The sequence below is a fragment of the Rhizobium sp. Leaf384 genome (assembly GCF_001424065.1).
Taxonomy (GTDB): Bacteria; Pseudomonadota; Alphaproteobacteria; order Rhizobiales; family Rhizobiaceae; genus Ferranicluibacter.
The window spans coordinates 776213-789923 of record NZ_LMQE01000005.1 but is presented as its reverse complement, the minus strand read 5'-3'; the positions used below and the strand labels follow the sequence as shown (position 1 = coordinate 789923).

Annotated in this window: 14 protein-coding genes; 10 read left to right on the top strand and 4 right to left on the bottom strand. The window is 65.9% G+C overall.

Annotation, left to right across the window (positions count from 1 at the left end):
• Positions 1 to 387 precede the first annotated feature (387 nt).
• Complete coding sequence (locus ASG25_RS12085) at positions 388 to 1584, top strand: cystathionine beta-lyase (protein WP_062473829.1); 1197 nt, start codon at positions 388 to 390, stop codon at positions 1582 to 1584.
• Here the strand turns inward: ASG25_RS12085 and ASG25_RS12080 are convergent.
• Complete coding sequence (locus ASG25_RS12080; protein WP_082475804.1) at positions 1581 to 2861, bottom strand: FAD-dependent monooxygenase; 1281 nt, start codon at positions 2859 to 2861, stop codon at positions 1581 to 1583. The two genes, ASG25_RS12085 and ASG25_RS12080, sit on opposite strands and share 4 nt — an antisense overlap.
• Before the next feature lie 15 nt (positions 2862 to 2876).
• Positions 2877 to 3122 (bottom strand): zinc-finger domain-containing protein, encoded by a 246-nt coding sequence (locus ASG25_RS12075; RefSeq protein ID WP_062473826.1) that lies wholly within the window; start codon positions 3120 to 3122, stop codon positions 2877 to 2879.
• Between the two features lie 283 nt (positions 3123 to 3405).
• On the opposite strand from ASG25_RS12075, the gene ASG25_RS12070 reads away from it, so the two are divergent.
• The 9 genes from ASG25_RS12070 to ASG25_RS12030 all read left to right on the top strand — a co-directional run bounded on the left by ASG25_RS12070 (position 3406) and on the right by ASG25_RS12030 (position 11976).
• Positions 3406 to 4185, top strand: a complete 780-nt coding sequence (locus ASG25_RS12070; RefSeq protein WP_062473824.1) for an alpha/beta hydrolase — start codon at positions 3406 to 3408, stop codon at positions 4183 to 4185.
• 325 nt (positions 4186 to 4510) lie between these two features.
• Entirely contained in the window at positions 4511 to 5350 is an 840-nt protein-coding gene (cysE, locus tag ASG25_RS12065) for a serine O-acetyltransferase (RefSeq protein ID WP_062473822.1), read from the top strand.
• A 156-nt stretch (positions 5351 to 5506) separates the two neighbouring features.
• Positions 5507 to 5710 (top strand): DUF3126 family protein, encoded by a 204-nt coding sequence (locus tag ASG25_RS12060; RefSeq protein WP_062473820.1) that lies wholly within the window; start codon positions 5507 to 5509, stop codon positions 5708 to 5710.
• A gap of 182 nt (positions 5711 to 5892) precedes the next feature.
• The gene (locus tag ASG25_RS12055; RefSeq protein WP_062473817.1) at positions 5893 to 6276 is read left to right on the top strand and encodes a phasin family protein; all 384 of its coding nucleotides are present in this window, start codon (positions 5893 to 5895) and stop codon (positions 6274 to 6276) included.
• 379 nt (positions 6277 to 6655) lie between these two features.
• Positions 6656 to 7006, top strand: a complete 351-nt coding sequence (gene clpS, locus ASG25_RS12050; RefSeq protein WP_062473815.1) for an ATP-dependent Clp protease adapter ClpS — start codon at positions 6656 to 6658, stop codon at positions 7004 to 7006.
• A gap of 9 nt (positions 7007 to 7015) precedes the next feature.
• Positions 7016 to 9571 carry an ATP-dependent Clp protease ATP-binding subunit ClpA gene (clpA, locus tag ASG25_RS12045; RefSeq protein WP_062473813.1) on the top strand — a complete coding sequence of 852 codons (2556 nt, stop codon included), beginning with the start codon at positions 7016 to 7018 and terminating at the stop codon, positions 9569 to 9571.
• 199 nt (positions 9572 to 9770) lie between these two features.
• Positions 9771 to 10517: an AzlC family ABC transporter permease gene (locus ASG25_RS12040; protein ID WP_162242187.1), complete on the top strand. Its 747-nt coding sequence runs from the start codon at positions 9771 to 9773 to the stop codon at positions 10515 to 10517.
• Between the two features lie 13 nt (positions 10518 to 10530).
• Entirely contained in the window at positions 10531 to 10875 is a 345-nt protein-coding gene (locus ASG25_RS12035) for an AzlD domain-containing protein (RefSeq protein WP_062473811.1), read from the top strand.
• Positions 10876 to 10911: 36 nt separating this feature from the next.
• Positions 10912 to 11976, top strand: a complete 1065-nt coding sequence (locus ASG25_RS12030) for a hypothetical protein (RefSeq protein ID WP_062473810.1) — start codon at positions 10912 to 10914, stop codon at positions 11974 to 11976.
• A 73-nt stretch (positions 11977 to 12049) separates the two neighbouring features.
• On the opposite strand, the gene ASG25_RS12025 is transcribed toward ASG25_RS12030, so the two are convergent.
• The gene (locus ASG25_RS12025; RefSeq protein ID WP_062473808.1) at positions 12050 to 12481 is read right to left on the bottom strand and encodes an HIT family protein; all 432 of its coding nucleotides are present in this window, start codon (positions 12479 to 12481) and stop codon (positions 12050 to 12052) included.
• Between the two features lie 19 nt (positions 12482 to 12500).
• Positions 12501 to 13709 carry a GNAT family N-acetyltransferase gene (locus tag ASG25_RS12020; protein WP_062473805.1) on the bottom strand — a complete coding sequence of 403 codons (1209 nt, stop codon included), beginning with the start codon at positions 13707 to 13709 and terminating at the stop codon, positions 12501 to 12503.
• Positions 13710 to 13711 lie beyond the last annotated feature (2 nt).

The window sequence follows — 13711 nt, the reverse complement described above, 5'->3', positions numbered from 1 at the left end:
TGTTTTCTGTCGCCTTCATCCCTGCGGCCGATCACGGCCGGCCGGAAGAAGCGCCCCCGCCACCCTCCTGGCGCGAGTGGGGCTATCTCATTCGTAAAAGTCGGACGGGTCAAGTCACGTTGCCGAATTTCTAGGCCGTTTCAACATTATCGACGGGTCTGCTCATTTTATCGACGGATACGGCTGGTCCATGCAAAGTGCTGGCGAAAAATGAGGCAGACCCCCTCGGCACGCGTCGTTGTTTCGACGATGCGGGCTTGACCTGCGGCGCGAAGCCGACCGACAAGAAGCCCGATGCGCGTTGCGGACGGCAGGTCGAGAGACGCGACACCCGGAGACGGGGTCGGGTGCCGAGACGGGTTCAGCGAGACAGGACAGGAATGTGAGATGAGCAACAGGGACGATTTTCTGGCAGGTGCAGGCGTGAATACGCGGCTGGCGCATACGGGCAACGCGCCTTCGGACTATCACGGCTTCGTCAATCCGCCGATCGTGCGGGCGTCCACCGTCCTGTTTCCCGATGCGCGGACGATGGAGACGCGCGCCCAGAAATACACCTACGGCACCCGCGGCACGCCGACGACGGATGCGCTCTGCGCGGCGATCGACGCGCTGGAGGGATCGGCGGGAACGATCCTCGTGCCGAGCGGGCTTGCCGCCGTCACCGTGCCGTTCCTCGCCTTTCTCTCCGCCGGCGACCATGCGCTGATCGTCGACAGCGTCTATTTCCCGACGCGGCATTTCTGCGACACGATGTTGAAACGGATGGGCGTGGAGGTCGAATATTACGATCCCGCCATCGGTGCCGGCATCGCGGCGCTGATGCGGCCGAACACGCGGCTGGTGCACACGGAAGCGCCGGGCTCGAATACATTCGAGATGCAGGATGTCGGCGCCATCGCCCGTGCCGCGCACCGGCAGGACTGCGTCGTCACCATGGACAATACCTGGGCGACGCCGCTCTACTTCAAGCCCCTCGATCACGGCGTCGATATCTCGATCCATGCGGCGACGAAATATCCGAGCGGGCATTCGGACATTCTGATGGGCACGGTGTCGGCCAATGCCCGGCACTGGGAGCAGCTGCACGAGGCGACCATCACGCTCGGCATCTGCGGCTCGCCGGACGACAGCTACCAGATTCTCCGCGGCCTGCGGACGATGGGCGTGCGGCTGGAGCGGCACCAGGAAAGCGCGCTCAATCTCGCCCGCTGGCTGGAGGAGCACGAGGATGTGGCGCGGGTGCTGCATCCGGCGCTGCCGAGCTTTCCGGGCCATGATCTGTGGAAGCGCGACTTCACCGGTGCGAGCGGGATCTTCTCCTTCGTGCTGAAAGCTCCCGATCCCGCACAGGCAAAGATGCGCGCGCACGCGTTTCTCGATGCGCTGTCGCTGTTCGGGCTCGGCTATTCCTGGGGCGGCTATGAAAGCCTCGCGCTCGTGGTCGGCCTGTCGGACCGGACGATCTGCAAGCAGCCTGCGGAAGGGCCGGTGATCCGGCTGCAGATCGGGCTTGAGGACGTGCCGGACCTGCGGCGCGATCTCGAGGCCGGGTTCACGGCGGCGGCGTCCGTCAGCGGCTAGGGCGTCCGCCCGGCGGCGCGATGGGCGTAGAGCCAGTCGAAGTCCTCGGCCAGACGTTCCGGCGAGCGCAGCGACAGGACGAGGTTGCGTCCGAGGCGAACCGGGCCGGAGGCGTGGTAGGCGAAGCGGTTGAACGCGCCGCGGGCGCGGACCTTCTCGACGCGAAGGCTGCGCTCCGCGACGAAGCTGTCGAGCGCGGTCCTCATGTCTTTCGCGCCGGACAGGATCGGTGCGAGGGCCTCTGCCAGCGCGGCGGCATCCTCGATGGCCATCGCAGCGCCCTGGGCCGAAAACGGCATCATGGCATGGGCGGCATCACCGATCAGGACACGGAGGTCGTCGTGCCATCCGGCCGGCCGGCCGGAGCCCGCGACGATCTCGTAAAGGGGCCAGCGGCCGAGCGGCTCCGCCCGCGGAAGCGCCGCGCCAAAGGCGTGGTTCCAGCCCGTGAGCAGATCGGACACGGCCTTGCGGACGACGACGTCGCCTCCGTCCTGCTCGGCGCGGCCGCTGCCGATGGCGACGAGGTTGAGGCCGCCGGCCGCGCCCATGGGATAGGCGACGAGATGCGCCCTGCGGCCGAGAAAGGCGGTGACGACGGTCGGGTCGAACGGGTACGGCACGGGCGCCCCGGGCGGGACCGCGAGCCGCCAGGCGATGTTGCCGGAGAAGCGGGCCGGGGAGAGGCCCATCGCGGCGCGCACCTTGGAGCGGATGCCGTCGGCCCCGACGACGAGATCGGGCTGCTGGCCCGTGTGCCGTGCGATGTCGGCCGGAGAGGCGTCGGTGACGGCCGTGCCGAGATGCAACCGGCAGAGGGGATGAGCAGAGACCGCGTCGGCGAGCGCGCGCTGCAGGTCGGCCCGGGCCACCACGGCGTAGGGCGCACCCCAACGCATCCGGGCGAAATCCCCGGCGGGCACGGTGGCCAGCGTGGCCAGCGTGCGGCCGTCGACGAGGCGGATCTCCGCCGGTTCGAACCAGAGGGGGGAAAGCGCCCCGGTCACGCCGAGCGCGCCGAGGATGCGCGTCGCGTTCGGGGATAGCTGGAGGCCGGCGCCGACCTCGTCCAGTCGCGGCGCGCGCTCCAGGATATCGACCGCTATGCCCTTTGCGGCGAGCGCCAGCGCCGCCGTGAGGCCGGCAAGTCCGGCCCCGACGACCGCAATCGTCAGGCGCGCGCGTGCGTCGGCGGGCGGGGCAGGCAGGGCGTCATGCGCCGAAGCGCCGGACGCAGGCGGAAGGCCGGAGCCGGGTGCAAAGCCGGGAGGCGGCATCCCGCCGGGACCGGATCAGGCCGCCTTCGTCTGGAACAGGCAGCCGGTCGGCCGGGTCTCGTCCATCTTTAGAGCCCCATTGAAGCGGAAGAGCGTCGAGCAGTAGGAGCAGACCTTCTCGTTGTCGTCGCCCATGTCGAGATAGATATGCGGATGGTCGTAGGGCACGGAGGCGCCCGTGCACATGAATTCCTTGACGCCGACCTCGATCACCGCGTGACCGCCGTCGTTCTGGAAATGAGGAATACCGTGCCCGGCCATGTCGTTCTCCACTCTTTCGTCTGGTTCGTCTGGTTCGTCTAATTCGTCTGGTTCGTGTCGATCGCCTGGATCGCGTCGACCGCCCGGATCGTCTGTCTGGTCTGCCCGCAGCGCCTCGCCCTTTGCGGTCGGCACGCGCGGTGTCGGCGCGGACATTAGGCCGGTTCCCCGCAAAAAGGTAGACGATTGGCGCGGGCCAAACGCGTTTTTTGCGTCGCACGGGGTTTTTCCGCGCCGCGGCGGGCAGTAAGGGAGACGGACCAACATCCAGGGAACCGCCGAGATGGATCTGTCGCCGCCGCCATACTCCAGCTTTCGCCACCAGGGCCTCGACATCGCCTTCTTCGATGCGGGCGATCCGGACGGCGCGCCGGTCCTGCTCATCCACGGCTTCGCCTCGTCCGCCAGCGTCAACTGGGTGTTTCCCGGCTGGCTGAAGACGCTGGGGGATGCCGGCTACCGGGTGATCGCGCTCGACAATCGCGGCCATGGCGCCAGCAGCAAGCCGACCGATCCGGCGCTCTATCACCCGACCGACATGGCCGGCGATGCGCGCGCGCTGCTGACGCATCTCGGGCTCGAGACGGCACATGTCATGGGCTACTCCATGGGCGCGCGGATCTCGGCCTTCCTGGCGCTGGAGGCACCCGAGCGCGTGCGCACGCTGGTGCTCGGCGGCCTCGGGATCGGCATGGTGACCGGCGTCGGCGACTGGGACCCGATCGCCGACGCCCTGCTTGCACCGTCGCTCGACGACGTCGCCCATGAGCGCGGCCGGATGTTCCGCATGTTCGCCGACCAGACGAAGAGCGACCGGCAAGCCCTTGCCGCCTGCATCGCCACGTCGCGTGCGCTTCTGACCGAGGCGGAGATGGCCCGGATCGACGTGCCGACGCTGATCGGCGTGGGGACGAAGGACGACATTGCCGGCTCGGGGCAGGCGCTCGCCGACCTGATGCCCCGCGCGGTCGCCATCGACATTCCCAACCGCGACCACATGCTTGCCGTCGGCGATCGCGTGTTCAAGAAGGCGGTGCTGGCTTTCCTGGCCGAGAACGCCTGAGCGGCGGCGGGAACGATACAGGGACGATAGGGGGACGATGCGGGACGCGAAACGCCTGTCACAGGCGTCTGATCATGGCCTGATAGGGCTCTCGGACGAGGGCCCGGTGACGGCGTGCGACGGGTCCGGGCCAAGAAGGCCGGGACCCCCCATTTAAACTTGAGCGGAAGTGCCCTATTGTGAAGGGACGATGCTTGGAAACGCCGGCGGTCTTCCCACGGTCTTCGGGAAGGCTAGTTGTCTTCGGGAAGGCTTGGCCTGCCGGGAGGCCCCCGCGGATCCGGAGAACCGGCCTAAGGCAAGAGCGGCCGTGAAGGAGTGCGACATGGTCGCCAGGACTGACATGATCATGGACATGCGCGCGAACGAGACCGTCAAGACGATGGACCCGATCTGGGACAGCCTGCAGGACGAGGCACGCCATGCCGCGCAGCAGGAGCCGATGCTGGCGGCGTTCCTCTATTCCACCATCATCAACCAGCGTTCGCTCGAAGAAAGCGTGATCCACCGCATCGGGCAGCGTCTCGACCATGCGGATCTCGATGCCAGCCTGCTGCGGCAGGCCTTTCTCGACATGGCGGCGGACTGGCCGGACTGGGCGAGCATCCTGCGCGTCGACATCCAGGCCGTCTATGACCGCGATCCCGCCTGCACCCGCTTCATGGAAGTGATCCTCTATTTCAAGGGCTTTCACGCGATCCAGACCCACCGGCTGGCGCACTGGCTGCTCCTGCGCGGGCGGCGCGACCTCGCGCTCTACCTGCAGAGCCGCTCCTCCTCCGTGTTCCAGACCGATATCAACCCGGGTGCCCGGATCGGCAAGGGCATCTTTCTCGACCATGCGACGGGCCTCGTGGTCGGCGAGACCGCCGTCATCGGCGACAACGTCTCGATCCTGCACGGCGTGACGCTGGGCGGCACCGGCAAGGAAGGCAGCGACCGGCATCCGAAGATCGGAAACGGCGTGCTGATCGGCGCGGGCGCCAAGATCCTCGGCAACATCCATGTCGGGCAATGCTCGCGCGTGGCGGCCGGCTCGGTGGTGCTGAAGCCCGTCCCGCCGAAAGTCACGGTGGCCGGCGTCCCGGCGCGGGTGGTCGGCGAGGCCGGCTGCTCGGAACCGTCCCGCTCGATGGACCAGGTGCTGCAGAGCTTCGAGATCTGAGGCTGCGGTTCAAGCGTTCGCGACGGCGGGATCCGGATGATGCCGCGCGGGCGTGGACAGAGTGCCGCGGTTGGAACGGCTTGCCTCGTGCAGGGTTTACAGGTCTTGCGGCTTCATGAGAGAAGCGCCGCGCGTCCAATTGCTAGGAGACACGACTTGAAGCCTGAAGACATCAAGAAACTCGAAGCCTACTTCAAGCGCATTTTCAATCCGCAGATCGTCGTCAAGGCGCGTCCGAAGAAGGACGAGTCTGCCGAGGTCTATCTCGGCGACGAGTTCCTCGGGGTGGTGTTCCGCGACGAGGAAGACGGGGAACTGTCGTTCAGCTTCTCCATGGCGATCCTCGACATCGATCTCTGAGGATTTTCCCTCAACCATCTGGGAATGTTAGAGTTCTTGCCCGGCCGGCTTCTGCCCGCCGGGCTTTTTCGTCTGAGCCGCTGCCGGAAGAGCATCCTCATGTTGCACTGCACGCGTCAATCTTGACTTTATTGTGCACTGCAACTAAGATGATCCCATCGAAAAACATTTGGAGGAATGCCATGTTCACCTTTTCCGATACGGGTTTTGCCGGCAAGGACGCTCTGGACACGATGACCAAGAGCTATGTCGCGATGACCAAGGGTTTCCAGGCGATTGCCATGGAAGCGGCCGACTATTCCAAGAAGAGCTTCGAGGACAGCGTCGCGCACATGCAGAAGCTGACCGGCGTGCGCAGCATCGAGGCGGTCGTCGAACTGCAGACCTCGTTCCTGAAGTCCTCCTACGAAGGCTATGTCTCGGAAGCCACGAAGATCGGGACCATGGTCACCGATCTCGCCAAGGACAGCTACAAGTCCTACGAAGCGCCGATGGCGCAGGCCGCCAACGCGGTGCAGACGGCAACCAAGGCCGCTGCCTCGGCCGCCAAGTCCGCCGCTGCCTGATCCCGTCCGGGGATCACGGATCCGCGATCGGCATCGCCCGACCTGTGACCCGCGATCTGCCATGAGACGGGGGCGCAGGCCTTCCAACAAAGAAAACCGGCTGCGGGCAACCGCTGCCGGTTTTTTCGTGCGTTCGCATCCCTATATCCGAGACAATCCTGCGTCCCCGAGGCGCTGCACCTGCTTGTTGCCCCCGCTTCCCGCAATGGGGCACGCGTCCCGTTCCGGTAAAAAACAGCAAACTTGAGCGCGGGGTTCGAATATCGTTGCAGTCGGGCCGAACGGGCTTAAAATCGACGCGGGACACACTATCTGTTGTGTCATGGAATGGTCGCAATGGGCTCCCAAGCTTTGCGATCCGACGAGGGAATGAAGACGAATGATCGCTCTGCCGATCCGGATGGCCGGGAGTGATGCGGGGAACGGCGATTCCAATCGCGGCACCTCGGTCATTACCCGGACGAAGACACAGACCAAGAAGCCGAGCCTGTACCGCGTGCTGCTTCTCAATGACGACTATACGCCGATGGAGTTCGTCATCCACGTGCTGGAACGGTTCTTCCAGAAGGATCACGAGGCGGCGACACTGATCATGCTGAGTGTCCACAAACACGGCGTCGGGGAATGCGGCGTCTTCACCTACGAAGTAGCCGAAACCAAAGTGACGCAGGTGATGGATTTCGCCCGCCAGCATCAGCACCCGCTGCAATGCGTCATGGAAAAGAAATGAGGATCCGACGTGCCAACATTTTCGACAAGCCTTGAAAAGGCGCTGCACCAGGCTCTCACGCTGGCCAACGAGCGCCACCACGAATATGCGACCCTCGAACACCTGCTGCTGGCGTTGATCGACGACGGCGACGCGGCCGCCGTCATGGGCGCCTGCAACGTCAATCTCGATGCCCTGCGCAAGACGGTGTCCGACTATGTCGACAACGAACTCGGCAACCTGATCACCGGCTATGACGAGGACAGCAAGCCGACGGCAGGCTTCCAGCGGGTGATCCAGCGCGCGGTGATCCACGTGCAGTCGTCCGGTCGCGAGGAAGTGACGGGCGCCAATGTGCTCGTCGCGATCTTTGCCGAGCGCGAAAGCCATGCGGCGTATTTCCTGCAGGAGCAGGAGATGACGCGCTACGACGCTGTCAACTTCATCAGCCACGGCATCGGCAAGCGGCCGGGCTCTTCGGAAACGCGCACGCCGCGCGGGACCGAGGAGACGGACGAGGCGCCGAAGGCTGCGCGCGAGCAGGACGAGGGCGGTCCGAAGAAGCCGCAGGACGCGCTGACGGCCTATTGCGTCAATCTCAACGAGAAGGCCAAGGTCGGCAAGATCGACCCGCTGATCGGACGCCACACCGAGGTCAATCGCACGATCCAGGTGCTGTGCCGCCGCTCCAAGAACAACCCGCTCTATGTGGGCGATCCGGGCGTGGGCAAGACGGCGATCGCCGAAGGTCTCGCCAAGCGCATCGTCGAGAAGAAGGTGCCGGAAGCGTTGCAGGACGCGACGATCTTCTCGCTCGACATGGGCACGCTGCTGGCCGGCACCCGTTACCGCGGCGACTTCGAGGAGCGTCTGAAGCAGGTCGTGAAGGAGCTCGAGGAGTATCCGGGCGCCGTGCTGTTCATCGATGAAATCCACACCGTCATCGGTGCCGGGGCGACGTCGGGCGGCGCGATGGATGCGTCGAACCTCTTGAAGCCGGCCTTGTCCTCGGGCGCGATCCGCTGCATCGGCTCGACCACCTACAAGGAATACCGCCAGTTCTTTGAAAAGGACCGGGCCCTGGTGCGCCGCTTCCAGAAGATCGACGTGGTGGAGCCGACCATCGACGACACGATCGAGATCATGAAGGGGCTGAAGCCCTATTTCGAGGACTATCACAAGCTGAAGTACTCCAACGAGGCGATCAAGTCGGCCGTGGAGCTTTCGGCCCGCTACATCAATGACCGCAAGCTGCCGGACAAGGCGATCGACGTGATCGACGAGACCGGTGCGGCCCAGATGCTGCTGCCGCTCAACAAGCGCCGCAAGCTGATCACCGAGAAGGAAATCGAGGCGACCATCGCGACGATGGCCCGCATTCCGCCCAAGACCGTTTCGAAGGACGACGAGACCGTTCTCGCCAACCTCGAAAAGGAACTGCGCTCGGTCGTCTACGGCCAGGATCTCGCCATCGAGGCGCTCTCTTCCGCCATCAAGCTGGCGCGGGCGGGCCTTCGCGAGCCCAACAAGCCGATCGGCTCCTATGTCTTCTCCGGCCCGACCGGCGTGGGCAAGACGGAGGTGGCTAAGCAACTGGCGGCTTCGCTGGGTGTCGAGCTGCTGCGCTTCGACATGTCGGAATACATGGAACGCCATACGGTCTCGCGGCTGCTTGGCGCACCTCCCGGCTATGTCGGCTTCGACCAGGGCGGTCTCCTGACCGACGGCATCGATCAGCACCCGCATTCGGTCCTGCTGCTCGACGAGATCGAGAAGGCGCATCCGGACCTGTTCAACATCCTGCTGCAGGTCATGGATCATGGCCAGCTGACGGACCATAACGGCAAGAAGATCGACTTCCGCAACGTCATCCTGATCATGACGACCAATGCGGGCGCGTCCGACATGGCCAAGGCCGCCTTCGGCTTCGGCTCGTCCAAGCGCGAGGGCGAGGATGTGGAGGCGCTGAACCGCCTGTTCACGCCCGAGTTCCGCAACCGTCTGGATGCGGTGATCCCGTTCGGCTCGCTGCCGACGCCGGTCATCCATCAGGTCGTGCAGAAGTTCGTGATGCAGCTTGAAACCCAGCTGTCGGAACGCAACGTCACGTTCGACCTGCACGAGGATGCGATCGCCTGGCTGTCCGACAAGGGCTACGACGAGAAGATGGGCGCCCGCCCGCTATCCCGCGTGATCCAGGAGCACATCAAGAAGCCGCTCGCCGAAGAGATCCTGTTCGGCAAGCTCAAGAAGGGCGGCGTCGTCAAGGTGACGGTCGGCCCGAAGGCGGACGGCAAGAAGGGTCTCGTGCTCGAGACCATCTCGGAAACGGCCCGCATCAAGCCGAAGGCCGAGGTGGAGCAGAAGCCCCGCAAGCCGGCCCGTGCCGCCAAGGCCGAGATGGAAACCGTGGGTGCCGATACCGGCCCGAAGCCGAAGAAGGCCAAGGCCGACGACGCCGATACGACGGCGACAAACGGCTCGGTACCTGATTCTGGTGCCGACTCTGGTGCCGACTTGGGAACCGATCCGGCAACCGACGCGCCCCGCAAGGGCCGGACGGTGCCGAAGGTGCCGCGGAAGTAAGCTCGCGAGATCGAGACGGAGAGATGCCGGGCCCTGTGCCCGGCATTTTCATGTGCGGACGCCGCCGGGACAGCGGCACGTCTGGCGGTCATAAACCGGCCGGATGGCTTGACGCGGCAGCATCGCCGCGGCATCTCCACCGCCATGACGATCGGGCTTGCGCGTCGCCTCCGGGCGCTGCGGAGCGGGAAAGGGTGGCGTGGCATATTCGGACGACAGGGATGACGAGGGGACGGCGGGGTTCTGGTTTCTGAAGGGCATGCAAGGCATTTTCAGCCTGCCGGCGGCGATTCTGCTGATTTCCTTCGTCGGCTTCACGGCCTTCGCGCAGCAGTCCGGCGTGCCGGTCGATCAGGCCGTGTTCATGACCGGGATCGTGTGGGCGCTGCCCGCAAAGCTTATTCTCATCGGTTCGATCCAGTCCGGGGCCAACCTCCTGACGGCCTTCGTCGCGGTGACGCTGTCGTCGATCCGGCTGATGCCGATGGTCGCGGCGCTGATCCCCGAGATCCGCGCGGAGAAGACGCGCACCTTCGTGCTGCTCATCGTGTCGCATCTGGTCGCGGTGACCGCCTGGGTGATGGCGATGGAACGGGTGCAGCATGTGCCGCGCCCCCACCGCGTCACCTATGTGCTCGGCCTCGGCATGACGCTCGTGCTTGCCAACATGGTCGTCGTCGGCACGCTGTACCAATATGTGGCGGAGTTTCCGCCGATCGTGGCCGGGTGCCTGTTCTTCCTGACACCGGTCTATTTCCTGGCCTCCATCTGGAGCTCGGCGCGGCATCCGGTCATCCATATCGCCCTCGTCGTCGGCCTGCTGCTCGGTCCGCTCGCGACCCTGTTCGCGCCCGATTTCGACCTGCTGCTCTCCGGCATCGTCGGGGGAACGCTCGCCTGGGGGCTCGACGTGGTGCGGCGTCGGCGGCTGGTGGCACGGGCATGAGGAGGGGAGCCGCATGACCTGGCAACCGGACGCCTGGGGCTATGTCTTCATCGCCATCGCCGGCTTTCTCGCCACCGATATCTGGCGCTGGCTGGGCGTGATCGCCGGCCGGCGCCTGCGGGAGGATTCGGAGGTCCTCAACTGGGTGCGGGCCGTGGCCACCGCGCTGGTGGCAGGCGTCGTCTCCAAGCTCATCGTGTTTCCCACCGGCGTGCTCGAGGGCTCGCCGCTCTGGCTGCGCGTCGGTGCGATCGCGTTCGGGGCGCTCGCCTTCTTTCTCGGCCGTCAGGTGCCGGCCATCGGCATCGCCTCGGCCATCGCCTTTCTGGGCACAGGGCTCTATCTTCTCGGCTTCTGACGCGCGACGCGCCGACACGACGAGAGCGGAGGCCCCATGGCCAGGAACACGTCCGGACCCATCGAAGAGCCGGGGATGGTGACGGGGCGGATCCCGCGCCGCGGCGGCCCGCCGGAGCAGCCCGCTTCTTCCCGCGGGGCCGGCCCGATCTCCGGCGAGACCGGTTCGAGGTCCGGCGGCCGAGGGCCGAGGCCCGCTTTCGCCTGCCTTCGCTGGCTCGTTCTCGCCGGGCTGGCGGCGCTGCTCGTCGTCGTCAATCCGCTGGCGGACCGGGCCGCCCAGTACAATCGCGACGTGACGATCGGCAGCACGGCGCTCTACGGCACGCTGCGGGTGATGAATTCGGTGATGAGCGTCGCCAAGGACGCCGATGTCACGGGGGGCGTCGGGGTCGCCTCGGTGACCGCGAGCCCGGGGCAACTGCTGCAGCCGGTGACGAACACGATCGACCGGATGGCCGACCTCCTGTTCTGGCTGGCGATCGTCTCGGGCGTCCTGTCGACGCTGTTCCTGCCGGTGGCCAAGGTGGCCGCGATCGGCCTTGCCGGCGTGTCCGTCCTGCGGGCGGGCGCGAGCCTTTCGCGGCGGGCTCTGCCACGGGCGGTGGATCGGGTGGCGCGGGCGGTGCTGACGCTCTGCCTTCTCGGCGCGGTCGTGCTGCCGCTGTCCTACGCCGTCGCCTTCCATGCGGGCGCCCGCATGACCGACGAGGCCTGGCGGTCGGCGACGGGGGTGTTCGACCGGATCAATGCGGACTACGATGCGGAGGCGGTGGGACAGATCGACGCGCTCCGGGACAGCCAGGCGCCGGCCGCGTCGCCCGCGACACCGGATACGAGCTTTCTCGGGCGACTGGGCTCCGCCGTCGACCAGTCGCAGTCGGCCATTTCCGGCACGGTGTCGGCGGCCTCCGGGCTGGTGACGTCGCTAACCGAAGGGGTAGCGGCCAAGACCAAGGTCATCACGGACGGCATCGCGATCTCCTCGGACCTTTTCACGGCCTCGATCGCGATCGCCGTGTCCTATCTCGTCAAGATCCTCGTCATGCCGCTGCTCATCCTTGCCGCCGCGCTCTATCTCATGCGCGCGGCGTTCCGGTAGGCAGGGCGGCCCGGCTGCGCCCGGACGTCATGCATCAAAAAAAGCCGTTAAAGCGCGTTGCGTTGATCTTTTTTCACGCAACGCGCTTCAGGGCGTTGCGGAGCCTTTCGGCGTTGGCCTTGAGGATGTCGGGATCTTCCATGGTGCCGGAATGGGCGCGCATCGGCTGGCCGTCGTGGCGCGGGATGACGTGGACATGCAGGTGGAAGACGGACTGGCCGGCGGGGGCCTCGTTGAACTGCAGGATGGTGATGCCGTCGGCGGAAAAGGCCGTCTTCGAGGCGATGGCGACCTTCTGCACGGCCGCGATCAGCGCGGGCAGGGTGGCGGGGTCGGCGTCCAGCAGATTGCGCGACGGCGCTTTCGGCACGACGAGCGCATGGCCATCCGCCTGCGGCATGACGTCCATGAAGGCGATGACGGCCTCGTCCTCATAGACCGTGTGGGCGGGGATCTCGCCGCGCAGGATTTTGGCGAAGATGTTGCTGGTGTCGTAACCGGTCATGGCAGGGTCCTCGTATCGTTCAGCTGTCGGTTTCCCCATCCTGCCGCTCGCCCTTCCGGAACGGGCTGTGCTCGGTGAGGATGTCGCCCATGGCTTCCACGTCGAGGCGTTCACGCTCGAGATAGTCGGCCACGGCGCGCTTGAGGCCGGGATGGGTGAAGAAATGCGCGGAGTGGGTGGTGACGGGAAGGTAGCCCCGGGCGAGCTTGTGCTCCCCTTGCGCGCCGGCCTCCACCCGCTTCAGGCCGCGGGAAATCGCAAAGTCGATGGCCTGGTGGTAGCAGACCTCGAAATGCAGGAAGGGGTGATCCTCGATCGCGCCCCAGTGGCGACCGTAGAGCGCGTCGCCGCCGATGAAGTTGATGGCGCCGGCGACATAGCGGCCCTCGCGCTTGGCCATGACGAGAAGGATGTCCTCGGCCATGCGCTCCGAGATCAGCGAGTAGAAGGCGCGCGTGAGATAGGGCCGGCCCCATTTGCGGCTGCCGGTGTCCATGTAGAAGCGGAAGAACTGGTCCCAGATCTCTTCGGTCAGATCGCTGCCGGTCAGCCACTCCACCGTGATGCCGTTTTCCAGCGCGGCGCGGCGCTCCTTCTTCAGCGCCTTGCGCTTGCGCGAGGCGAGCGTCGCGAGAAAATCGTCATGGCTGCCGTAGCCATCATTGGTGAAGTGGAACTGCTGGTCGGTGCGATGCAGGAAGTCGGCGTCCTTGAAGGTGGAGATCTCGGCTTCCGGCACGAAGGTCACATGGGCGGACGAGACCTTGTGGCGACGGGCAAGCTCCGTCAGGCCGGTCGCGAGTGCCATCTGCACGGCCTCCGGCGCGAAGGGCTCGGTGGTGGCCAGAAGGCGCGGGCCGGTCGCCGGCGTGAAGGGCACGGAGCTCTGCAGTTTGGGATAATAGCGGCCGCCCGCCCGCTCGAGCGCGTCGGCCCAGCCATGGTCGAATACATATTCGCCCTGGCTGTGATTCTTGAGGTAGCAGACCAGCGCACCGGCGAGCGTCCCCGCCTCGTCCTGCAGCAGGAGATGCTGGCCGAGCCAGCCGGTCTCGGCCGTGGCCGAGCCGCTGTCCTCGAGCGCCGAGAGGTAGGCGTAGGACACGAAGGGATTGTAGGGCACCGCCGCTGTGGCGGATGCCCTCGTCGTGCCGATCAGCCGGTCCCAATCGGCCTTGTCGATGTCCTTGAACGAGGTCTCGATGCGGATGCTGACGTCGTCTGCCATGC

Coding starts and splice junctions, on each gene's coding strand:
- cysE (WP_062473822.1), top strand. CDS start 4,511: ATGGTCGCCAGGACTGACATGATCATGGACATGCGCGCGAACGAGACC.
- clpS (WP_062473815.1), top strand. CDS start 6,656: ATGATCGCTCTGCCGATCCGGATGGCCGGGAGTGATGCGGGGAACGGC.
- ASG25_RS12035 (WP_062473811.1), top strand. CDS start 10,531: ATGACCTGGCAACCGGACGCCTGGGGCTATGTCTTCATCGCCATCGCC.
- ASG25_RS12075 (WP_062473826.1), bottom strand. CDS start 3,122: ATGGCCGGGCACGGTATTCCTCATTTCCAGAACGACGGCGGTCACGCG.
- ASG25_RS12055 (WP_062473817.1), top strand. CDS start 5,893: ATGTTCACCTTTTCCGATACGGGTTTTGCCGGCAAGGACGCTCTGGAC.
- ASG25_RS12085 (WP_062473829.1), top strand. CDS start 388: ATGAGCAACAGGGACGATTTTCTGGCAGGTGCAGGCGTGAATACGCGG.
- ASG25_RS12020 (WP_062473805.1), bottom strand. CDS start 13,709: ATGGCAGACGACGTCAGCATCCGCATCGAGACCTCGTTCAAGGACATC.
- ASG25_RS12025 (WP_062473808.1), bottom strand. CDS start 12,481: ATGACCGGTTACGACACCAGCAACATCTTCGCCAAAATCCTGCGCGGC.
- ASG25_RS12030 (WP_062473810.1), top strand. CDS start 10,912: ATGGCCAGGAACACGTCCGGACCCATCGAAGAGCCGGGGATGGTGACG.
- ASG25_RS12070 (WP_062473824.1), top strand. CDS start 3,406: ATGGATCTGTCGCCGCCGCCATACTCCAGCTTTCGCCACCAGGGCCTC.
- ASG25_RS12080 (WP_082475804.1), bottom strand. CDS start 2,861: ATGCCGCCTCCCGGCTTTGCACCCGGCTCCGGCCTTCCGCCTGCGTCC.